At 73.4% G+C, this 21,493-nt stretch carries 17 protein-coding genes; 5 read left to right on the top strand and 12 right to left on the bottom strand.

The window, feature by feature from the left end; all coding sequences use genetic code 11:
* Positions 1-68 precede the first annotated feature (68 nt).
* Entirely contained in the window at positions 69-569 is a 501-nt protein-coding gene (locus ACIPRD_RS26085; protein ID WP_401566372.1) for a DUF402 domain-containing protein, read from the bottom strand.
* Entirely contained in the window at positions 550-1,479 is a 930-nt protein-coding gene (locus ACIPRD_RS26080; RefSeq protein ID WP_401566369.1) for a GNAT family N-acetyltransferase, read from the bottom strand. The genes ACIPRD_RS26085 and ACIPRD_RS26080 overlap by 20 nt, the downstream gene beginning before the upstream one ends.
* A gap of 71 nt (positions 1,480-1,550) precedes the next feature.
* Between ACIPRD_RS26080 and ACIPRD_RS26075 the strand changes: the two genes are divergently transcribed.
* Positions 1,551-1,928, top strand: a complete 378-nt coding sequence (locus tag ACIPRD_RS26075; protein WP_401566366.1) for a GntR family transcriptional regulator — start codon at positions 1,551-1,553, stop codon at positions 1,926-1,928.
* Positions 1,929-2,035: 107 nt separating this feature from the next.
* Here ACIPRD_RS26075 and ACIPRD_RS26070 read toward each other — a convergent pair whose 3' ends face one another.
* Complete coding sequence (locus ACIPRD_RS26070; RefSeq protein WP_356399949.1) at positions 2,036-3,130, bottom strand: DUF5925 domain-containing protein; 1,095 nt, start codon at positions 3,128-3,130, stop codon at positions 2,036-2,038.
* Between the two features lie 120 nt (positions 3,131-3,250).
* Between ACIPRD_RS26070 and ACIPRD_RS26065 the strand changes: the two genes are divergently transcribed.
* Positions 3,251-4,681 (top strand): xylan 1,4-beta-xylosidase, encoded by a 1,431-nt coding sequence (locus ACIPRD_RS26065; RefSeq protein WP_401566363.1) that lies wholly within the window; start codon positions 3,251-3,253, stop codon positions 4,679-4,681.
* 26 nt (positions 4,682-4,707) lie between these two features.
* Here the strand turns inward: ACIPRD_RS26065 and ACIPRD_RS26060 are convergent, their stop codons facing one another.
* From ACIPRD_RS26060 to ACIPRD_RS26040, 5 genes are all read right to left on the bottom strand, one after another.
* Positions 4,708-8,463 (bottom strand): lipopolysaccharide biosynthesis protein, encoded by a 3,756-nt coding sequence (locus tag ACIPRD_RS26060; RefSeq protein ID WP_401566360.1) that lies wholly within the window; start codon positions 8,461-8,463, stop codon positions 4,708-4,710.
* Positions 8,456-9,256: a polysaccharide deacetylase family protein gene (locus ACIPRD_RS26055; RefSeq protein ID WP_401566357.1), complete on the bottom strand. Its 801-nt coding sequence runs from the start codon at positions 9,254-9,256 to the stop codon at positions 8,456-8,458. The genes ACIPRD_RS26060 and ACIPRD_RS26055 overlap by 8 nt, the downstream gene beginning before the upstream one ends.
* Positions 9,253-10,323 carry a glycosyltransferase family 2 protein gene (locus tag ACIPRD_RS26050; protein ID WP_356399957.1) on the bottom strand — a complete coding sequence of 357 codons (1,071 nt, stop codon included), beginning with the start codon at positions 10,321-10,323 and terminating at the stop codon, positions 9,253-9,255. The genes ACIPRD_RS26055 and ACIPRD_RS26050 overlap by 4 nt, the downstream gene beginning before the upstream one ends.
* A complete protein-coding gene (locus tag ACIPRD_RS26045; protein ID WP_401566353.1) occupies positions 10,320-11,141 on the bottom strand; it encodes a glycosyltransferase family 2 protein in 822 nt (273 codons plus the stop codon). Before ACIPRD_RS26045 ends, ACIPRD_RS26050 begins: the two co-directional genes overlap by 4 nt.
* 393 nt (positions 11,142-11,534) lie before the next feature.
* Positions 11,535-12,101, bottom strand: coding sequence for a hypothetical protein (locus tag ACIPRD_RS26040; protein ID WP_401566350.1), 567 nt, complete (start codon positions 12,099-12,101; stop codon positions 11,535-11,537).
* Positions 12,102-12,288: 187 nt separating this feature from the next.
* On the opposite strand from ACIPRD_RS26040, the gene ACIPRD_RS26035 reads away from it, so the two are divergent.
* The gene (locus tag ACIPRD_RS26035) at positions 12,289-13,098 is read left to right on the top strand and encodes an SGNH/GDSL hydrolase family protein (protein ID WP_356399964.1); all 810 of its coding nucleotides are present in this window, start codon (positions 12,289-12,291) and stop codon (positions 13,096-13,098) included.
* A gap of 72 nt (positions 13,099-13,170) precedes the next feature.
* Here ACIPRD_RS26035 and ACIPRD_RS26030 read toward each other — a convergent pair whose 3' ends face one another.
* The 4 genes from ACIPRD_RS26030 to ACIPRD_RS26015 form a co-directional block, all read right to left on the bottom strand.
* On the bottom strand, positions 13,171-14,850 hold the full coding sequence (locus ACIPRD_RS26030) for a serine/threonine-protein kinase (RefSeq protein WP_401566347.1): 1,680 nt from the start codon (positions 14,848-14,850) through the stop codon (positions 13,171-13,173).
* A 27-nt stretch (positions 14,851-14,877) separates the two neighbouring features.
* Entirely contained in the window at positions 14,878-16,596 is a 1,719-nt protein-coding gene (locus ACIPRD_RS26025) for a nickel transporter (RefSeq protein ID WP_401566345.1), read from the bottom strand.
* Positions 16,593-18,194, bottom strand: a complete 1,602-nt coding sequence (locus ACIPRD_RS26020) for a tetratricopeptide repeat protein (protein WP_401566342.1) — start codon at positions 18,192-18,194, stop codon at positions 16,593-16,595. Before ACIPRD_RS26020 ends, ACIPRD_RS26025 begins: the two co-directional genes overlap by 4 nt.
* 137 nt (positions 18,195-18,331) lie before the next feature.
* On the bottom strand, positions 18,332-19,873 hold the full coding sequence (locus tag ACIPRD_RS26015; RefSeq protein WP_401566340.1) for a DUF4331 domain-containing protein: 1,542 nt from the start codon (positions 19,871-19,873) through the stop codon (positions 18,332-18,334).
* A 218-nt stretch (positions 19,874-20,091) separates the two neighbouring features.
* Here ACIPRD_RS26015 and ACIPRD_RS26010 point away from each other — a divergent pair, with 218 nt between their 5' ends.
* The gene (locus ACIPRD_RS26010) at positions 20,092-20,634 is read left to right on the top strand and encodes a sigma-70 family RNA polymerase sigma factor (protein ID WP_356399974.1); all 543 of its coding nucleotides are present in this window, start codon (positions 20,092-20,094) and stop codon (positions 20,632-20,634) included.
* Entirely contained in the window at positions 20,631-21,449 is an 819-nt protein-coding gene (locus tag ACIPRD_RS26005; protein ID WP_401566338.1) for an anti-sigma factor domain-containing protein, read from the top strand. The genes ACIPRD_RS26010 and ACIPRD_RS26005 overlap by 4 nt, the downstream gene beginning before the upstream one ends.
* The last annotated feature ends 44 nt before the right edge of the window (positions 21,450-21,493 follow it).

Raw genomic sequence — 21,493 nt, 5'->3', positions numbered from 1 at the left:
CCGCGCTCCGGTGGCCGTGTACATAGGGAGACGCCCCGCGCTCCCGGCGGCCGTGTACGGCGGGAGCCTCAGGCCAGCAGTGAACCGAAGCCGCCCGCGCGGGCCAGCGCCTCCAGCTCGTCCAGCGCCGCCACGGCCGCGGCCGCGGCCCCCGGGTCCCTCTCCGCCAGCCCGCTCTCGGCGAACTCGTCCTCGTCCAGGCGCCGTACGTCCCCGCCGTCGGCGGAGCGCCACAGGTCCAGGTCGAGATCCTCGACGACCAGTTCGCCGCCGGAGAGCGCGGCGGGCCGGGTGATGTCGCAGTACCAGCCCTTGAGGGTGCCGTCCCCGGCGCGGACCTCCTTCACCGAGAACCAGCGGTCCCGCCAGTAGTGCTCGGTGAACACGTCACCCGGCTCGAAGCGCACGAAGCCGAAGTCGCGGACGCCCTCGCCCGCCCACGGGGCGCGGACGGTGATCCGGGTGCCGTCGTCGCCGAGCAGCTCCGCCGCGTAACGGATCTTCGTACGGCCCGCCTTGACGAGGACGACCTCCACCCGCCCGCCGGATTCAGCCGAGTTCACGGACATAGCGCACCTCCGTACCGCAGATCTCGTACCCGAGCCGCTTGTTGATCGCGATCATCGGGTCGTTGCCCGCGTCGTTGCCCGTGAAGGCCTCCGTGAACCCGGCCGCGCGGGCCCGGTGCAGCGAGTGGGTCTTGGCGAGCCTGGCCAGCCCCCGGCCGCGGTGGGCGCGGGCCGTGCCGGTCATCGCGGTGGAGTAGCGGGCACCGCCGTCGGTGTAGGCCACGGTGAAGGCGACCGGACGGCCGTCCGCGACGGCGGCCACGGTCAGCTCGCGGTCCAGCAGCGGGTGGTTCCAGGTCTGCGCGAGCCAGGCCTCGTAGTCCGTGAACGCGTAGGTGATGTCACCGGGTTCGTCCGACACGGTCTCCGCGTCCAGCTCGAACAGCGGCCGCGGATCGTCCGCGAACTCGGCGGCCGTGCGCAGCACGACACCCGGCGGGATCTCCGGGAGCGGCGGCAGGGTGCCGTCGGTGAGGTCCAGGCGCAGGAAGTGGGCGGGGCGGCCCCGGGTGTAGCCGTGCCGCCCGGCGAAGGCGCGGTTGCCCGGCTCGTCGAGCAGCCAGGCGTACACCTTGTTCGCGCCGTTGGCGGCCAGATGCTCCTCGCCGGCCCGGACGAGCAGCTCGCCCGCGCCGCGCCGGGTCCGGTCCGGGCGTACGTAGACGTTGAGGTACCCCTGGCCCGGCTCCGTGCTGTCGTGTGCCAGGGCCACCTGGGCGGTGCCGATCACCTCGCCGTCCTCCTCCGCGACGAGCGAGCGGAAGCGGGCGTCGGGAGGGGTGCGGGTGAGCAGGTGACGGACCGAGTCCGGGGTGAACAGGATGAAGGGCAGGGCGAGGCGGCGGACGCGGACGAAGCCCTCCAGGTCGTCCGGGGAATCGGGCCGCAGGTCGCGCACGATGACAGTCATGGGCAGGCACCGTACGGCCGGGCTGGCCGGAGTGCCTCTCATTTTCCCTCCGCTGGGGGACAATCGGCCCTGTGAGCCTGAAGATCCACATCGATGACAGCGCGCCGCCCTACGAGCAGGTGCGTGCGCAGATCTCCGAGCAGGCGCGGTCGGGGGTGCTGCCGGTGGGGTACCGGCTGCCCACGGTGCGCGGGCTGGCCGAGTCGCTGGGGCTCGCGGTGAACACGGTGGCGAAGGCCTACCGGGCCCTGGAGGGGGACGGGGTGATCGAGACGCGGGGCCGGCACGGCACCTACGTGGCCGCCGCCGGTTCGGCCGCCGAACGCGAGGCCTCCGCGGCCGCCCAGGCCTACGCGGAGCGCGCCCGCCGCCTGGGCCTGGCGGAGGACGACGCGCTGGCCGCCGTCCGGGACGCCCTGCGGGCGGCCTACGGCGAACACAAGGCGTAAGGACGCCAGGGGCGTGACTCCCCGGTCCTCGCCGGTCCTCCCGGTCTTAGCCGGTCCTCACGGACCCGCGAGGACCGGGGAGTCACGCCCCTGGGCCGTCCGGGCGCTCAGAGGTACAGTCCCGCGTCCGCCTCGCCCCGCGCGCCCGGCACGGCCGTCGGGGACGAGCCGCGGCGCAGCGCGTACAGCTCGGCCAGGGTCGCGCCCTCGCGGCCCAGGCCCTCTTCGGTGCCCAGCCAGTCCACCGCCTCCCGGCGGGTCAGCGGACCCACCTCGATACGGGCCAGACAGCGGCCGGGGCGGACCACCGCGGGGTGCAGCCGCTCCAGGTCCTCGTTGGTGGTGACGCCGACCAGGACGTTGCGCCCCTGGCCGAGCAGGCCGTCGGTGAGGTTGAGCAGCCGGGACAGGGCCTGGCCCGCGGTGTGCTTGGCCTCGCCGCGGATCAGCTCGTCGCAGTCCTCCAGCAGGAGCAGCCGCCAGCGGCCCTTGCCCGGGCCGTCCTCCTCGCCGATCGCGATGTCCATCAGATAGCCGACGTCGGAGAAGAGCCGCTCGGGGTCCAGCACGCAGTCCACCTGGCACCAGTCCCGCCAGGACCGGGCGAGCGTGCGCAGCGCCGAGGTCTTGCCGGTCCCGGGCGGACCGTGCAGCAGGAGCAGCCGGCCGGCGATGTCCTCCGGCGTCGTCTTCATCAGCCGGTCCATCGCCTCGGCCACCGGCGCCGTGTAGTTGGGGCGGACCTCGTCCCAGGTGCCCGCCGAGATCTGGCGGGTGGTGCGGTGCGGGCCGCGCCTCGGGGAGACGTACCAGAAGCCCATGGTCACGTTCTCCGGCTGCGGTTCCGGCTCGTCGGTCGCGCCGTCCGTGGCCCGGTCCAGGACCTGCTTGGCCAGTTCCGCGGTGGTCGCCGTCACCGTGACGTCCGCGCCCCGGTTCCAGCGGGAGACCAGCAGGGTCCAGCCGTCGCCCTCGGCGAGGGTCGCGCTGCGGTCCTCGTCCCGGGCGATCCGCAGCACCCGGGCCCCCTCCGGCAGCAGGGTCGCGCCGGACCGCACCCGGTCGATGTTGGCCGCGTGCGAGTACGGCTGCTCGCCCGTCGCGAAGCGTCCGAGGAACAGCGCGTCCACGACATCGGAGGGCGAGTCGGAGTCGTCGACGTTGAGCCTGATCGGCAGAGCGTCGTGTGGGTTCGCTGACATGCCGCCATGATCCGGCACGGACGCACTCCGCGCACGGCATTTCCGCCCCTTCTTCCGGGTGTTGTCCCGGTGTGGCCAAGACCTCCCCCCGCCCCCTCTCCCCGGTTACTGTGGTCCTCGATGGGACGTCATGAGTGGTATACGGGGGCTCGGCGGTGGCGGCTCACCGCCCTGCTCGGTGTGGGCGCGGCCGCCCTCGCCCTGTTGCTGACCCTGCTCAACACGCTGCCGGGGGCCGATCCGGACACCGGCGGCACCACGCGTCAGGGCGACCGGGTGCACGGCACGCCCGCCACCCCCGCGCGCAACGCGGACGCTTCCGTGGGCTGGGGATTCACCCACACCCAGTACAGCGCCGACGAGGGCAGCGGAACGGCCGGCGACCGGGTCGAGGGGCTGCTGGAGAAGACCGGCGGCCTGCCGCAGGACCAGGCCCTGATGGGCTGGGGTGCCGACAACCCCGAGCCGGTGAAGGGGCATTACGACTTCGGCGCGATGGACCGCCGTATCGACTTCATCCGCAGGTCGGGCGGCACGCCCGTGGTCACGCTGTGCTGCTCGCCGGACTGGATGAAGGGCGGCCGGGCAGGCGTCGGCAACACCGACTGGAGCCGGTCGGCCCTGGAGACCGCGCCGACCCCCGGCCACTACCAGGACTTCGCCGACCTCGCCGCCACCGTCGCCCGGCGCTACCCCGACGTACGGCACTTCGTCGTCTGGAACGAGTTCAAGGGCTTCTGGAACGACTCCGCGGGCCGCTGGGACTACGAGGGCTACACGGAGATGTACAACCTCGTCTACAAGGCCCTCAAGAAGGTCGACCCCGGCATCATGGTCGGCGGCCCGTACCTCGTCATGGACAGCGTCGACCCCCGCCAGGACGGCGCCTCCACCACCTTCCGGGGCCCCTGGGGCGCCATGGACCAGCGGGTCCTCGACGCCTTCGACTACTGGAACACCCACAAGGCGGGCGCCGACTTCGTGGTCGTCGACGGCTCCAGCTACACCAACGACGACGAGATGCTGCCCGACGAGTTCGGGGCCACCGGCAAGCTGACCGCGGTGAGCGAGTGGGTGCGGTCACGGACCCGCGGACTGCCCCTGTGGTGGGCCGAGTACTACGTCGAGCCCGCCGACGGCAACGACGACCGCACGGGCTGGACCGAGGCCCACCGGCGCGCCGTGCACGCCACCGCCCTGATCGCGATGGTCCAGGGCGGTGCCTCCTCCGGCTTCTACTGGAACCCGGAGGAGGAGAAGGGGACCTCCTGCCCCGGCTGCCTGTGGACACCGACCGACAGCGCCGGCGGAGGCAGGGAACTGCCGATGTACGACCTGGTGTCCCGGTTCGGCGAGGCGTTCCCGCCGGGCACCCGGTACGAGAAGGTGTCCGTCGCCGAGGACGACGTGCCCAACGTGCGCGTCCTGGCGAGCGCCGGCACGGCCCTGGTGGTGAACACCCTGGACCGGCCCATCAGCGCCGAGGTCGACGGGAAGCGGTTCACGATGGGCGCGTACGAGGTGCGGTGGCTCGACCGCCGTACCGGCTGAGGAGCCATCCCGCCCCGTCGCCCGCCTCATTTCATGGTGAGGAACCGCTGCACCAGGGAGGCCAGGAACAGCGCCAGCAGCGGCAGCGAGAACCAGAAGGCGCCCTGCAGCCGGCGCAGCCTGCGCACGCTCGGCGGCGTCGCGACACGCACCAGCTCGCGCGCGGTGAGCAGCACGATCAGCGCGACGGCCGCCAGCGCGCCGACCACCGACCACGGCGTCCACGTCACCTGCGGCCCGATCGGCCCCGGATCCGCCCTCGGCACCGCGCCCGCCGGCCGTACACGCATCGCGTACACGGCGACGTCGTCGTTGACCAGGACCTTCGTCAGCTCCGGACGGTCGTCCAGGTTGCGGGTCAGCCGGGAGTCCCAGCCCGCCGGGTAGCCCGCGTCCAGCCTGAGATAGGTGGCCTGGCTCTCGTTCACCATCAGATACGAGTTCGGGCCCGCGTCCTTCAGCGCCTTGACCAGCCCCGACACCAGCGCCGGATCGGGCGGCGCCAGTGTCGGCACGTAGTTCACGCGCTCCATGTCCCGCGCGCCCCACGGCATCGCCGGGGTCACGTCGTTCACGGTGTCGTTGCTCAGCCACAGCAGCCGTACGGTCGGCTTGTCGTGGGCGTACACCCAGTCCATCGCCGCGACCTCGCCGGGCCGGATCCGCTCGAACGGCTCGTTGCCCCAGCGGGCCACCAGGAAGCCGCCCATGAGCAGCAGACCGGCGAGCAGCGCGGCCAGCGGGGCGGGATTCCGCCGGTCCCGCTCGCGCTCCCGCGCGGTGACACCGGTGCGCGGGAAGAGGGCGAGCGCGCCGAGCAGGGCCGCGCCCGGCAGCGCGAACATGAAGACGCGCAGCGCCATCTCACCGCCGTACGACTGCATGCCGAAGCCCAGGAACGGCACGAAGGCCAGCACCAGCAGCGAACGCTCGCGGTACTGGCTCCGGCGCCGGCGCCACCAGCCCCAGCAGGCGAGCGCCATCACCGAACCGGCCAGCAGCACCCGGGTGTACAGCACCAGCTTGTGCGTCGAACTGCCGCCCTGGATACGGCCGGAGACGGAGGTCGAGACATTGCTGCCGACCCCGCCGACCCCGCCGAACAGTTCGTCGAAGTGCCCGGACCAGTAGGGCTCCGCCATGAACCCGACCCAGGCCGCGACCACCACCGCGAACAGCAGCGGCAGGCCGCGCAGTTCGGAGCGCTGCAGCAGCACCAGGGCCGCGAGGACGCCCAGCATCACGAACGGCGTGAGCTGGTGGGCCGGGACGCTGGCGGCGAACGACGAGGTCAGCACCAGCAGCAGCACGGCCCGCTGGCGCCGGCCGGCCGGTTCCACCTCGGCCTCGCCGGGGCGGAACCTGGTCCAGATCACGTGCGGGGCGCGGAACCACACCAGCAGGATCGCCACGAAGGCGAGATACAGCAGATAGGTGAAGCCCTGCGGGGAGAAGTAGTCCTGGCCGACCCAGCCGCACAGCACGAAGAACCACACACCGGTCCACTTGGCCCGCCAGCTCGCCCGCAGCGACCGGGTCAGCAGGAACATCGGTGCCAGATAGGACAGTTGGACGGCCGTCGGCCACCAGCGGATGATCTCCGTGAAGTCGGTGACGCCGCACGCCCGGCCCACGAACGCGGCCACCGCGAAGAAGCCCGGCCAGCTCCAGCGGGCGTCCAGGTCGGGCACGGCGGACCCGGTGCGGTCGATGTAGTCGATGAAGCCGAGGTGCTGCCAGGCCGTCGGGAACCGCGGTTCGGCCTCGATGACGGCCGGCAGCGCGTGCAGGGACACCACGGTCGCCAGCAGGGTGATGAGCAGCAGCGCGCGGTGCTCGCGGTGCTGCCGGAGCAGCCCGGCGAACACCACGACGAGCAGAGCGGCCCCGGCCAGGGTCGGCAGCGGCAGCACGGAGATCAGCCCGAGCCCGCCCATCCGGTCCAGATCGGCGTCGCCGAGGCGCAGCACGGGCACCCAGTACAGCAGCAGCGCGGCGGCCAGCAGGCAGCCGAGGACGACCCCGGTGCGGGTCGGCCCCGGACGCGTGTACGGCTGCGAGCCCGGCCCGTCGGGTGCATCCCCGGCGTCCGCCGTACCGGCCTCCGGGTCCGCCTCGCCCGTCGAGCCGGGCGCCGGCTGTCCCGAGGGCTTCCCCGCTGGTGGTCGCGAGGGCTGTTCCGGGGACCGTCCCGAAGGCCGGCCCGCGGATGGCCCCGCGGGCGGTTCCACGGGTGTCCCGGCGGGCGGGGTGCCCGGGCCGGGGCGGACGTCCGGGCGCCGTTCGACATGGTCGAAGTCGACGTGGACGCCGAGAGTGAGGGTGTCGTCGTCCAGCGCCCAGGCCGGACCGCGCCGCCGGGACGCCTGCCCGGCGGGCCGCTCGCGCGCCCCCAGGTCGGCCAGGTCCCCGTCCGGCGCCCCGGCCGCGGGGGCGTCGGCGGGCACCGATCTGATGGTCCGCCACAGCTTCGGCGCGGCGATCGCCACGATCACCGCGAGGCTGGAGATCTCGGCCACGCCCGCACCGGTCAGCCCCATCCGTGGCAGGAGCAGCAGGGTGAGACCCAGCACCAGCACGCACAACAGCCCCTGGAGCCAGGCGAGTCCGGCGGTGCGGCTCTGCGCGCGCAGCACCGCGAAGTGGGTCTCCATCACCACGCGCAGCACCGCGCCGACCGCGAACCAGCGCAGCAGCGGGGTCGCCGCGTCCGCGTAGCCCGCGCCGAACACGCCGAGGATCCAGGGCGCGCCGATGAACAGCACGGCCGCGATCGGCAGCATGATCCGGGCCATCCGCTTCAGCGCGGCCCGGGTGTCGGCGGCCAGCCGGGCCGGCTCGTGCGAACCCTCCACGGTCAGGGAGGCGCCCATGTTGATGGCGAGCAGGTTGGTCGTGCCGCCTATGGTCGTGGTGATGTAGAAGTACGCGTTGTCCTCGGAGCTGACCTGCGAGGCGATGATCACCGGGACCAGGTAGACCACGGCGAGGGAGAACAGCGAGCCGGTGTAGTCCCCGGCGAGGAACCTGCCGATCTCCCGGAACGTGGGCGGTCTGGCGTGGTCCGCGGTCGCCCGGACGTGCCGGGGCACCAGCCGCCGGAACACCAGCCAGCCCAGCGGCACCACCGAGGTGGCGATCGCGGCGACCCAGGACACGAAGACACCCGTGGCCGGGATGGCCACGGCGAACGCGACGAGCAGGGCCAGCTTCACCGCCGAGAACACGGTGTTGCCGACCGGCACCCAGGGCGCGCTGCGCAGCCCGGTCAGCACCCCGTCCTGGAGGGTGAGCACGTTCCAGGCGACGACGGCGGCGATGAACCCGAGCCCGTTCAGCGGCCCGTGCAGGAAGCGGTACGAGGGCCCCCACGCGTTCAGCGTCAGCAGGAAGCCGCCGGCCGCCAGTGCCACGACCAGTGAACTGCCCGCGTAGGTGCCGAAGATGAGCTTGCCGGTGCGCTGTCCGGACACCGGGATGAAGCGGGCCAGGGCGCCGGTCAGGGTGACCGCGGTCAGCCCGGCGAGCAGTTTCATCGCGGCGATGGCGGCCGATCCCTGGCCGACCGACGACTCGGGGTAGTAGCGCGCCGCGGCGAGCCAGAAGCCGAGTCCGAGGACGGCGGAGATGCCGGTGTTGAGCATCAGCGCGTAGGCGTTGCGGAACAGCTGGTCGCCGCCGCCCGAGCGGCCCAGTCCGGGCAGGCGCAGCCGGCGTCCCGGCCGGCCGGGCTCCTCGGTTCCGGGCGCGGCGGCCTCGGTTGCGGTGGTCGTGTCAGACACGGGAGCTGATGGCCTTCCGGCGTACCTGGCGGGCTCTGCGGACGAGGGCGTACCCCTTGGTGAGGACACGGTCCCGGGCGAAGGTGCGGGTGATCGCGCTGCCGCGCAGCAGCCGCTCGAACTCCTCGACGCCCGTGGTGCGGCGGACGGTGACGCGCTGCAGGGCGTACGGCCCCTGCCGGCGGCGGGCGAGAGCGTTGCCGACGGCGAGCGCCTGGCCGTACCCGGCGGCCCGGACGGCGCGGCGGACCCGGCGGCTGGAGTAGCCGTAGGGGTAGGCGAACGAGACCGGGCGCGTGCCGAGTTCACCGGTGAGGATCTCGGTGCTCCGGGTCAGTTCCGCCGTCAGCGTGGCGTCGTCGAGCTGGTCGAGCTGCGGATGGGTGTGGCTGTGTCCGCCGATCTCCACACCGGAGCCCGCGAGTTCGCGGGTCTGGGCCCAGTCCAGCATGGTGTCGAGGCCGCCTCCGGTGTCGTGGGCGCCCCTGATCCAGCCGGTGGACACGAACAGCGTGGCCGGGAACCCGTGCTGGGCGAGCACGGGCAGCGCGTGCCGGTGGACGCCCTCGTACCCGTCGTCGAAGGTGATGAGCACCGGCCGGGCCGGCAGCGGCCGTCCGGAACGCCAGCGGGCCGCCAGCTCTCCGGTGGTCACCGGGGTCAGCCCCAGATCGCCGATGAGCGCCATCTGCTCGGCGAAGGCCTCCGGCGCGACCGAGAGCACCCGGGTGGCGTCGTTGGGCGCGGTGGCGACCGCGTGATACATCAGAATCGGTACGGCCGCGCTGCTCATGCCCCCGCCTCCCCGGCCTCGGCGCCGCCCGCCGCGGCGTGTTCCCCGCGGACCCCCGCGGGCGTGTCCCCGGGGCCGTCCGGGGCGGTGCCCGGCCCGACCGGCCCCACGGTGAACTCCATGGCCCCGCGCCGGGCCCGCACACTCCCCACGACGTACCCTCCCGCGGCCGTCAGCACCCCCGCGACGATCGCGCCCGCGCGGCCCGCGCCGCCCGGCCGGGCGAGCAGCGCGTCGCGCAGTCCGCGTGCCACGCCCGCGGGCAGCACCCGCGTGGCGTACCGGCGTTCGGACTCGAGTCCCTTGTCCGCGCCGACGCTCCGGGCCACCAGCGCCTTGGACAGGCCCTCGGCGTAGGCGCGGGTGCGGAAGTAGGCGAAGTGCTCACGGGGCTCGGGGACGCGGTGGTGGATCACCGCGCGGTCGTCGATCAGCAGGACGGCGTCGGGCCGGGCGCGGGTGAGGCGGATGCACAGCTCCGTCTCCTCGCAGCCCAGCGGGCGCCGGTCGCCGTCGCGTCCGATGCCGGTCGCGAAGCCGCCCGCCGCCTCGAACGCCGCCCGGCGGAACGAGGCGTTGCCGCCCAGGACGTTGCGGACCCGGACCCGGCCGGGCGGCAGGCCGCGGTAGGTGCAGCCCACCACCCAGTCGAACTCCTCGGGGAACCAGGCGGGGCGCCTGCCGGACGCCCAGACCGGTTCCGTGCGGCCGCCGACCGCCATCACGCGCGGATCGGCGTACCCCTCGGCGAAGCGGCGCAGCCAGTGCCGTTCGGCCACGGCGTCGTCGTCCAGGAAGGCGATGACCTCGCCGCGGGAGGCGGCGATGCCGGTGTTGCGGCCCGCGGACAGGCCGCGCGGGCCCGCGTTGGGCAGCACCCGCGGGCCCGTCCCTTCCTTGTACTCCCGCGTCAGCCGGTCCAGCAGCGCGGGGTTGTGGTCGACGACCAGGAGCGTCTCCAGTGCCGGGTACGACTGCGCGCGCACCGAGGAGACCGCCGCGAGGATGTCCTCCCAGCGGTCCTCGGTGTACACACAGATCACGACAGAGATGCCGGGATCTCTCAAGACACGTCTCCCTGACCGGTGTTCAGCAGCCGCACGTGACGCCGGCGGCGGCGCAGATCACGCCGGTTGGAACGCTCGCCCAGGATGACGCGCAGCACCCGCAGCCCGTCGCGTACGGCCCGCAGGTTGCTCATGCCGTGGATGCGCAGATACTCGTGGCTGGGGATCTCCTGCACCTTCAGCCCGGCCTTGACCACTCTGATGTTCATCAGGGTCTCGACCTCGAAGCCGGTGCAGTCGAGGTCGATCTTGTCGAGGCAGTGCCGCCAGAAGGCGTTGTAGCCGTAGCACAGGTCGGTGTAGCGGGCGCCGAACTTGCGGTTGACGATGGTGCACAGCGCCCAGTTGCCCAGCTTGCGGATGAAGGTCATGTCGTCGGTGCCGCCGCCGTTGGCGAAACGCGAGCCCTTGGCGAAGTCGGCGCCCGAGACCAGCGCGGAGACGTACGAGACGATCTCGTTGCCGTCGGCCGAGCCGTCCGCGTCGACCATCACGATGATGTCGCCGCTGCACGCCTCGAACCCGGTGATCAGGGCATCCCCCTTGCCCTTGCCGTGCTGCTCGACGACCTTCACGCCCGGCCACAGGGAGCGGGCCACCTCGACGGTGTCGTCGGTGGAGTTGCCGTCCACGAGTACCACCTCGTGGATCCAGTCCGGCAGCGTCTTGAAGACGTACGGCAGGTTCTCCGCCTCGTTCATGGCGGGGATCACCACGCTCACCGGCGGAGTGATCGCGAGGTGCGTGGAGATCGGCCGGTAGTGCACGGCGATCGACGGATCCTTGCCCGAACTCGGCGGGCGCAGAACTGAACTCATGACTGTGGTCGGTCCCTCTCGTCCGGTGGACCGCCCGCCCCTGGGCGGCCCCGCTATGTGTCCGGTTCGAAAGGGGGGTTCTCGTCCCGGGCGCGGCGCGGCTTTCTCCGCACGCCGAGAAGAGCTGGCAAAGCTGGCCGGACCGCCGTCGGAAGAAGGCAGCCGGTCGCGCGGCACGGCCCGGTCACCTGGTGCGGTCACCGAGCGCGTCACCCCCCTACCGCGCCCCGCGCCGGTTCGCCACGGCCCTGAGCCCTCCCCTGAACCGTGTGCTGACGGACCGATGCGGGTGAGATGTACGACGGTATTGACGATTGAAGCAGAATCGCAAGGCCTGGTACGGGTCTCACGATTTTGTTGGTTTGGCCGTTACACAACCTTGAGCGACGTTCTTCACTCTTTCGGGTGATTCTTCGAACTGAACTTCACTCGCGCGAGGAAGCCCGCGAGCAGCAGCAGACTGAGCGCGGTCACCGCGAGCAGCCCGCCGCGGACCGACCAGCGGTGCACGGCCAGCATCCCCTGGGCCACCAGCATGTCCAGGGCGACCGCGCCCGCAAGTGCGGCCACCGCCCGGCCGAACGGATCCAGCCCGCGCAGGCCCACGGCGATCGCCGCCGCCGGCGTGACGAGCAGGAAGAACAGCGCGAGCGGACCTCGCAGCGGCGAACCGGAACCGATGAGCGCGAGCAGCGCACCGGCCCCGCCGGCGGCGGTCGCGGCACCCGCGAGCAGCGGTGACAGGTTCCTCCCCGGACCTGGCCGCTTCCGCCCGGCGTCGTCGCCGACGCCGCCTTGTGAAGGTGTCTTGATACGCAAGGTCTGCATTGGCGACTTTGCCCCCCGACGCGCCGGATGCCGGGCTTCAATGTGGCCCACCCGCGCACGGCCCGTCAAGACGGCCCCGATGCCGTGGACATGCGTTCCATACCGGTCGTCCGATGCCGCGAGTGCGGTCACGGACGGGCGGGTCGGCGCTTCCCGCAACACGGCCGACATGCATACGCAATGGTCGGGCGGTGAACATCCCGCGTCGGTTCCGTCGCGAAACGGTCGAGATCATCGAAAGTCTTGACATGACCACTTCCAGGCAACGCGCGTAGCCGCTACCAAAGTTGACGCAGAGATCCTGCTAAAGGGAGGTTCCATGAGACGTTCCCGAATCGCGGCATACGTGACCTCGCTCCTCCTCGCCGCCGGCCTCGGACTCGGCGGGGCCGCGGCGGCACAGGCCTCCACGAACGCCGTCACCGGCGGCTACGTGGCCCTCGGCGACTCCTACTCCTCCGGCGTCGGATCGGGCAGCTACATCAGCTCGAGCGGCAGCTGCGACCGCAGCACCCTGGCCTACCCGTACCTGTGGAACGCCGCGCACCACCCCTCCTCCTTCGCCTTCAACGCCTGCTCCGGCGCCACCACCGACGACGTGCTCGCCGGCCAGCTCGGCTCGCTCAGCTCCTCCACCGGCCTGGTCTCCATCAGCATCGGCGGCAACGACGCCGGTTTCGCCGACGTCATGACGACCTGCGTCCTGCAGTCCGACAGCTCCTGCCTGAACCGCATCAACACGGCCCGCGCGTACGTCGGTTCCACGCTCCCGGGCAAGCTGGACAACCTCTACGACACGATCCGCGCCAAGGCCCCCTCGGCCCGCGTGGTCGTGCTCGGCTACCCCCGCTTCTACCTGCTCGGACAGAGCTGCCTGGGCCTGTCCGAGACCAAGCGGTCCGCCATCAACAACGCCTCCGACTACATGGACGGCGTCATCCAGACCCGCGCCCAGGCCCATGGCTTCACCTTCGGCGACGTCCGCACCACGTTCTCCGGTCACCAGATCTGCTCCGGCAGCTCCTGGCTGCACAGCGTCGACTGGCTGAACATCGGCCAGTCGTACCACCCCACCTCGGCCGGGCAGTCCGGCGGCTATCTGCCGGTGCTCACGAACGCCGCCTCCTGACGGGCGGACCGTACGGCCCGACGGGGTGAACCCGTCCGGGTGAACTTCCGCGCACGTCCGGCCCGGTGACGGTCAGGGCGTGGGCGAGGAGGAGGCGGAGGCCCCGTCCGACGGGGTCTCCGCCGTCGCGCAGGTGATCGAGAACGGCACCGAGTGAGACGTGGTCCGCACCGGGGACCGCACCTCCACCGCGATCTCGTTCTCGATCGCTCCGCTGCCGGACCAGGCGCTCACCGTCACCCGCACCTGCTGCGTCCGCCCGCCGTCCGCCGGGAACGACAGCGTCCGCCACCCCGATCCGGCGAACGACCCGTGGGCCAGCACCCACCGGTACTCCACCTGCTCCGGCACCCGGCCCACCGTGAACGTCGCGGTGAACGCCGGTGCCCGCGCGTCCGGCGGCGGGCACGTCCCCTCGTACCCCGTGTGCTCGCCGGTCACCGTCACCCGCACGGACCGAGCCGGACGGCTGCTCGCGGCACCGGTCGTCGGCGCCGGCGGCGGGGTCCCGGTGTCCGCGTCGGTGCCGGTGCCCGTGGCGGAGGAGTGCGCCGTGGAGGACGCCGTACCGCCCGCGCCCGGCTTGCCGCCGTCCCCGTCGCCGCCGCCCCGGTCGAGAAGCGCGTACGTCAGTCCGCCCAGCGCCAGCGCCAGCGCGAACAGCCCCGCGACCAGCACCGCCCCCGCGCCGCGGCGGCGCCCCGGCCCGTCCGGCGAGGTCGTGGCCGTGGGCCCGTGGGCGCCCCCGCCCCCGGACCGGGTGTCCGCGTACCCGGCGGGCACCGGCACCGGCATCGGCGGTGTGGGGCCGGGCCGCCGCGGCTGCGCGGCGACCGTCGGCGGGTACGGCGTCCGGGACGGCCCGGGCGGGGACGACGAGAAGGGCGCGGTGTCCGCTCGGGGCGTCCCGCCCGCGGCGACCAGCCGCAGATCCTGCTCGGCCCGCCCGGGCGACAGCCGTTCGGCGGGATCCTTGCGCAGCAGCGCCTCGACGACGGGCGCCAGCGGCCCCGCCCGGCGCGGCGGCGGCAGTTCGTCCTCCACCACGGCGCGCAGGGTGCTGAGCGGAGTGTCGTACCGGAACGGGGAGTTGCCCTCGACGGCCGCGTACAGCAGCACGCCCAGCGACCACAGGTCCGACTCCGGACCCGGGGTGCGGCCCAACGCCCGCTCGGGGGCGAGGAATTCGGGGGACCCGATCACCTCGCCGGTCATCGTCAGCGCGGACGTGCCCTCCAGGGTGGCGATCCCGAAGTCGGTCAGCACCACCCGGCCGTCGTTGGCCAGCAGCACGTTGGCGGGCTTCACGTCCCGGTGCAGCACCCCGACGGCGTGCGCGGCCCGCAGGGCGGCGAGCACCTCGGCCCCGATGTGCGCGGCCCGCTGCGGCGTCAACGGGCCCTCCGCGTCAAGCTGGTCGGCCAGGGACAGCCCGCGCACCAGCTCCATCACGATCCAGGGGCGGCCGTCCTCCCGCGTCACGTCGTACACGGTGACGACGTTGCGGTTGGCGACCCGGGCGGCCGCCCAGGCCTCCCGTTCCAGCCGGGCGTACATCCGCTCGACGTCCCCCGCGGGGAGTCCGGCGGGCGCGCGTACCTCCTTCACCGCCACCTCGCGGTGCAGCACTTCGTCGCGGGCGCGCCACACCGTGCCCATGCCGCCCTCGCCGAGCGGCGACAGCAGTCGGTAGCGTCCCGCGATCACACGTTCACGTTCCGGGTCCTCGGACACGAGCGCCCCCCACGGCATCTCACGTGATTCCTCCACAAAAGTAGCTCAGCCGAGCACGGATGCGGCCCCCTTGAACACCAATCCGGCGCCGAGAGCCAGCACGACGAGCGCGGAGGCCAGCGGTACGGTCCGGCGGGCCAGGGCGGTGGCCGGGTGGGCGGTCCAGCGCGGCCGCCGCTCCAGCAGCCTGCCGACCCCCGAACCCAGCCGTACGACGGCGAACCCGGCGGCCGTCAGCGTCAGCGCGAGCCCCGCGCCGTACGCCACCACCAGCAGCAGCCCGAACCACGCCTGCCCGAGCGCCGCGGCACCGACCAGCACGACCACCGCGGACGGGCTGGGCACGAGGCCGCCGGCGAACCCGAGCAGGATCGTGCCGCGGAGGGTGGGGGCGGTGGGATGGGTGTGGGTGTGACCGCCGTGGGTGTGGGTGTGGGCGCCGTGGGTGTGGCCGCCCTCGTGAGCGTGCTCGTGCCCGTGCTCGTGTCCGTGCTCGTGGGTGTGGGGCTCGGGGGAGTGCTTCGCGGCCGGGGCGCCGGTGGGGGCGGCGGCCAGTGCCAACGGGCGGCTCGTCGCGCGCTCCCGGGTGTGGTCGTGCGCGTCCTCGCGCCGGTGATCATGTTCGTGTTCGTGTTCGTGCGCGTGGGCTTCGGCATGGCCGTGTTCGTGGGGGTGGAGGTGCGGATGGGCGTGCCCGTGCCCGTGGCTGTGCCCAGGACCGTCCCCCTGGGGCCTGTTGCGCCAGGCCCGGCGTACGAGGTTGGCGCCCGCCGCGAGCACCATGGCGCCGCTGGCGAGGCCCAGCCACGCGATCACCGAGGGCGTCGCGGCCGAGCCGGCGGTCACGAGCGCGCCCAGCGTGACCACGCCGAGGGTGTGCGTCACGGTGACCGAGGCCGCGAGCGGGAGCACGTCCTTCATCCGGGCCCGCCCGCCGCGCGCCGCCGCGGTCGCGGCCATCAGCGTCTTGCCGTGCCCCGGAGCCAGCGCGTGCAGCGCGCCGAGTCCGACGGCGATGAGCAGCGCGAGGGAGGCGAAGGCGACGCTGAGATCGTGCCGGGCGACCAGGTCGTTCAGGGCCTGGGTCCAGCGGTCCGCGCCCCGGGGCAGGATCGAGGCGGCCGGGGCCTCCTGGTGCTCCGCCGCCAGCGCGGGCCCGCCGGGTCGCACCCGCAGCCGGGCGCCGGAGGTGTCCGCGGGGGAGGAGAGCAGTTCCTTGGGGTAGACGGTGAGCCGGCGGGAGGACGACTTCTCCGGCACGTCGGACGCGGTGAGGGTCATCCGGTCGCCCCGGGCGGTGATCTCCCGCCAGCCGGGCCCGGAGGGCGTGCCGGCGCTGCGGAAGCCGACGGTGACGGTGGTGTTCCGGGGCAGCGGTGCCGTCTGCGCGCACTCCACGCGGAGCGTGTGCAGCCCGGCCTGTCCGGGGCGCAGCCGGGCGGAGGCGGTCCGCGGGGTGAGGGGGACGCTGCGGCCGTCGACGGTGAGTTCGCTGTCCCTGGCGGCCTGCGCGCAGCGCCGGCGCGCCCACTCGGCGACACCGAGCCGTTCGAGGTCCGGCCGGGCCTGGGTCGCCGGGATCTCGGCGAGGTCCTCCACATGGTCCACGCGGAGCCGGCCGGGGGCGGCGACGAGACCGTCGTAGCGGTTGACGGTGAAGTTGCCGAGCGGGTGCGCGCTCGCGGCCGGGGCGGGGCCGAGCGCGAGCGCGCAGGCGGCCGTGAGGACGGCCGCGGCGCCGGCGAGCGGGCGGCGGAGACTCACTTCGCGGCCTCCAGCGCCTTGCGGGCCGCGGCCGCCCCCAGCGGGGAGAAGCCGGGGTTGAGCCTCAGCGCCGCCTTCAGGGAGGCCCGGCCGTCCCGCGCGTGGCCGGTGGCCAGCTCGATCATGCCGCGGTGGAAGAGGAACGCCGCGTTGTGGTAGCCGGTCGCCGTGGCCTGCCGGGCGTACGAAAGGGCCTGCCTGTCCTGGCCGTTGACGTGCAGCGCCCAGGCGAGGGCGTCCGCGGTGTGCACGGTGTGACGGCGGCCCCACTCGGCGCGGGCCGCGCGCAGGGCGGCCGCCCTGTCGCCGTGCTCCGCGGCCGCCAGCGCGGTGTCGAGGTCGGCGTCCACGCCGTTGGCGCGGGCCAGCGCGATCCACGCGTCGACCAGCGCGTACTGGTCGCGGGCCCGGGCCGGATCGCCGGCCGCGCCCCGGGCCTCGTACAGCTCGCCGAGTTCGACCAGCGGGCCGGGGAGCGGCGCGCGGGAGACGACCGTCTCCATGCCCTTGATCGCCTCCGCCCGGTGCCCGGTCGCGGCCTGTGCGCGGGCCCGGCCCTCCAGCGCGGGCAGATAGGTCTCGTCGGCGGCGAGAGCGCGCGCGTAGAAGGTGAGCGCGGAGGCGTAGTCGCCCTGGTTCCAGACGAGTTGGCCGAGCTGGGTGGCCACGTAGGCGACATCGCCGGGGGAGGTGGCGCCCGCGAGGGCCTGGCCGAGCACCCGGCGGGCGGTGGTCACGTCCCCGCGCAGTTCACGCACGTACGCGTACCGGGTGAAGACCGGCACGCCGGGTTTGCGGGTGTCGGCGGTGTCGGCCGCCCTGGACGCCTCGTCGTACCGGCCGAGTTCGACGAGGGCGTCGATCCGGGAGCACAACGCCCTTTCGCTGTAGGGGTTCTGGGCCAGTGCGCGGTCCGCGTAGGTCAGGGCGTGCGCGAAGTCGTGCCGGGCGGCGGCGAGGGCGGCCCGGCCGGCCAGCGCCTGGTCGTTGCCGGGGGCCAGCGCGAGGGACCGCTTCAGGGCCTTCTCCGCCTGCGGGTACCGCCCCGGATCCGCCGTGGTCCGCGCCTGTTCGACGTAGGCCAGGCCCAGTGTGGCCCAGCTGCCGTAGTCCTTCGGCTGCGCACGCAGATGCGCCTGCGTGGCGGCGATGCCCGCGTCCAGGTTCCCGCTCGCCAGCACGCCCGGATCGACGGCGTCCGAGGCGGCCGCCGCCACGGGCGTCCCGCCCCGGTCCGCCCCGAGGGCGATCGCGCCGCCGGTCAGGGCGACGGCCAGCAGGACGGCACAGCCGGCGGTCCGGACGCTCCGCCGCCGCCACCCGGCACGGGCCGCCCGAGGCGCCCCCGCTTCCTCGTTCCCGCTTCCGCGGGGGCCATGGGGCTCGTCGGCGGGCTCATCGGCGGGTTCGCCGGCTTCCCGCTCCGGCCCGGGGCCCGCCGGAGCGCCGGCTCCCGCGTCCCGCACGTCGGCGGGCGTGGCCTCCGCGTCGGCCGGTGCGCCGGAAGAGGCGCCGGGCTCCACGGCCGGCCGGCCGGTCCGGGCACGGGTCTCCTCGTCCCGTCCGCCCGTCTCCTCGTCATGCGTACGCGGGGCCATGCCCTCTCCTAGGTCGCCTGGTGCCGGTGCCGTCGCCCGATGCTGTTCGGGACGTGGGGGGTTGTGGGGGGAAGGCGCGGCCCGCCGTGGGGGTGGGGGGTGGGGGGAACGGGCCGCGCCGCCCGGTGGGGGTGTGGTCAGTACGGGCGCTGCATCCGGCGGCGCCACCACGCGACGGCGGTGCCGATCAGCAGGATCCCGGCGGCGCCCGAGGCGGCCGAACCGGCGATCAGCACCGTGTTGTCCGTGCCTCCGGTGACGGAACCGGCCGGCTGGAGCGCGTCACCGAGCTGGCTGCGCACGTCCGCGCCCGCGGTCGTGCCCTTGGCGAGCGGGCCGCGCGAACCCGAGGTGGGCTCGGCGACGTACGGGAAGTACTTCCCGAAGCCCTTGTCGTTCTTGTCGACCGCGTCGCCCAGGTCGTTCTTCGTGCCGAGCAGTTCGCCCTCCACGACCTGGAGCGCCTCGTCCACCACGTCGTCGGTCAGCCGACGGCCGTTCGGGAAGCCCGCGTTGTCACCGTCCAGCACCCCGAGCCGCTTGGGATGCATGCTCGGCTTGATCGAGGTGTTCAGGCGCAGTTCCTCCGAAGGCCGCACGTGCGGCGGCTGGTTGAGGCCCTTGACGCCCTTGAGGAACACGTCCACCAGGTCGTTGCGCGGCTCGGCGGGCGCCTTGATCTTGTAGATGCCCTCGATCAGCTTGGGAAGCTCGGGCTGCGTGACGTTCTTCAGGAACTGCGCGTCGTCCCAGGGCGCGGACGCGTTGAACTTGTCCTTGTCCTTCTGCGGGTTGACCACCTCGTTGACCAGCGGGTTGCCGAGCCGGGAGACCTGCGTGTACGCCCCGCGCGCGTTGCGGCGCTGGGTGGTGGACCAGACACCGACCACCGGCTGTCCGGCGGACTCGCGGATCAGGTCGTTGGGGACCTGGAGGGCGATCGTGTTGACGTTGTAGCCCTTGAGGGTGTCCCGGCCGACCTCGGTGAGGTTGCCGCCGTACAGCAGGTCGAAGACGCGCAGGTCCAGGAAGAACGGGTCGTCCGCCTGGCCCGCGAAGGTCGTCGCGCCGCCCGCCGTGCGGTAGACGGCCTGCGACCGCAGCTTGCCGTAGTCCGGCATGGACGCCTTGCCGACGTTCGACGGAGCCACCGGCACGTCGTCCGCGAGCTTCGTCTTCGACACCACGCGCTGATTCCTGAGCCGGACCAGATCGATGTCGTACGTCTGCGTGACGTTGAGGTCGGGGTCGGCCAGGCTGGTGACCGGACCGGTGTTGTACAGGAACGTGTTCCCGTTCTTCGTCCGGGTCTTGAAGGTGTAGCGGAACACCATCTCGCCCTGGGCGTCGCCGTTGTTGTCGATGTGGATGTCGTACTGGGCGTCGTCCGCGAACGTGTAGAAGTTCGGGCCGCCCGCCGGGTCCTCGAACGGGATCCAGTTGGCGACGATCGTCGTCGTGTCCGGCTTGTCCGGGCTGACGAACGCGTACAGGTCGGTGTTGTCGTACTGCGGGGTGCCCGAGATCAGCGGGGCCTCCCGGTGGGAGGAGGCGTAGGCCGCCTCGGGTCCCAGCGCGGTGGCGCCGGCCGCTGCGAGCCCCCCGGCTGCCAGCGCACCGCATATGAGCGGGATCAGGCCCTTGCGTCCTGTGCCGCTCCTGGAGAAGAGAGGAGTCATGCCGTCCGTCCTCAGTGCCGACTTGCCTTTGACGGACGGGTATACGGAGGGAGGGGGCCGTCCGGATTGGTCGGACGGGAATTTTCTTTTCCTTCTTTCCGGCCCGCGTTTCCGGCCCGCGGATCCGTACCACCCACCGGAGGTGTGCGTTCGTGCGGATGCGTGGGGTCAGAGGCAGGCCGGGCTGCGGCCACAGGAGCCAGGCGGAGGGGGCCGGGGTGCGGGCGGACGAACTGCTGGTGCGCGTGGCCGCCGGGGACCAGAGGGCGTTCGAGGATCTGTACGCACTGGTGTCCGGCCCCGTCTACGGTCTCGTACGGCGGATCGTGCGCGACCCGGCCCAGTCCGAGGAGGTCTCCCAGGAGGTGCTGCTCGAACTGTGGCGCTCCGCCGCGCGGTTCGATCCGGTCCGGGGCAGCGCGCTGTCCTGGATCCTCACCCTCACCCACCGCCGCGCCGTCGACCGGGTGCGCAGCGTCCGCGCGGCCGGCGAGCGCGAGCAGCGGGAGGCCCTGCGCGCCGGGGAACCCGCCTTCGACCAGGTCGCCGAGGAGGTCGAGGCCGGTCTGGAACGCGAATGGGTGCGCCGCTGCCTGGACCGGCTCACCGCCCTCCAGCGTCAGTCCGTGACCCTCGCCTACTACGACGGGTACACCTACCGCGAGGTCGCCGAGCGGCTGGAACTGCCGCTCGGCACGGTCAAGACCCGGATGCGCGACGGGCTCACCCGGCTGCGCGCGTGCCTGGGAGGTGCCGCGTGAGCTTCTTCGGCCGGCTGCTGCGCCGCGAGGACCCGCACTCCCTCGCCGCCCCCTACGCGCTCGACGCCCTCGAACCCGGCGAGCGGCGCCGCTTCGAGAAGCACCTCGGGACCTGTGACCGCTGCGCGGCCGAGGTCCGTGCCCTGTCCGAGGACGCCGTGCGCCTCGCCTTCTCCACCGCCGCACCCGCTCCGGCGGCCCTGCGCGACCGCGTCCTCGCGGCCGTCCGCACCACCCCGCAGGAAGCGGCGCAGCCCCCCGCGCGGTCCCGTTCCTCCCAACTCCCCCCGCACGTATGGGGAGTCCAGCCGCCGCCGGCCCGTGCCCGCGTCCCCCGGGCACGCCCCCTCCTCGCCCCGCTCGCCACGGCGACCGCCGCCGCGGCCCTCGTCGTCGCCTCCCTCTTCGCGGTCCAGGCGGGCCGGACCCAGGACCGGCTCGACGCCGAGCGGGCCCAGGCGCGTGAGATCGCCCACGTTCTCGCCGCGCCCGACGCCCGCGCCGCCGGCAGCGAGGACGGCCACGGGCGCGGCATCGCCGTGATCGCGTCGGCCTCCCAGGGCCGCGCCGTCGTCACCCTGAGCGGCTACGGCACCCCGTCCGGTGGACGCGTACGCCAGCTGTGGGTCATGCGCCCCCACGCGCAACCGCGCTCCCTCGGGCTCCTGGGGCGCGACACGCCCTTGGTCGCCTCCGGTCTGGAGAAGTCGTCCACGTCACTCGCCGTGACCGTCGAGCCCGACGGCGGCTCACCGCAGCCCACCGGCCAGCCCATTGTCCAACTCACCCTGAATTCGGTCGGATTCGGAGAGTAGTCAAATGGGGATGATCAACCGCCTTGCGGGGAAGGTGAATCCTG

It is taken from the genome of Streptomyces sp. NPDC090108, from assembly GCF_044747185.1.
In the GTDB taxonomy this organism is placed as follows: Bacteria; Actinomycetota; Actinomycetes; order Streptomycetales; family Streptomycetaceae; genus Streptomyces.
This window is presented reverse-complemented; position numbering and strand designations above follow the sequence as displayed.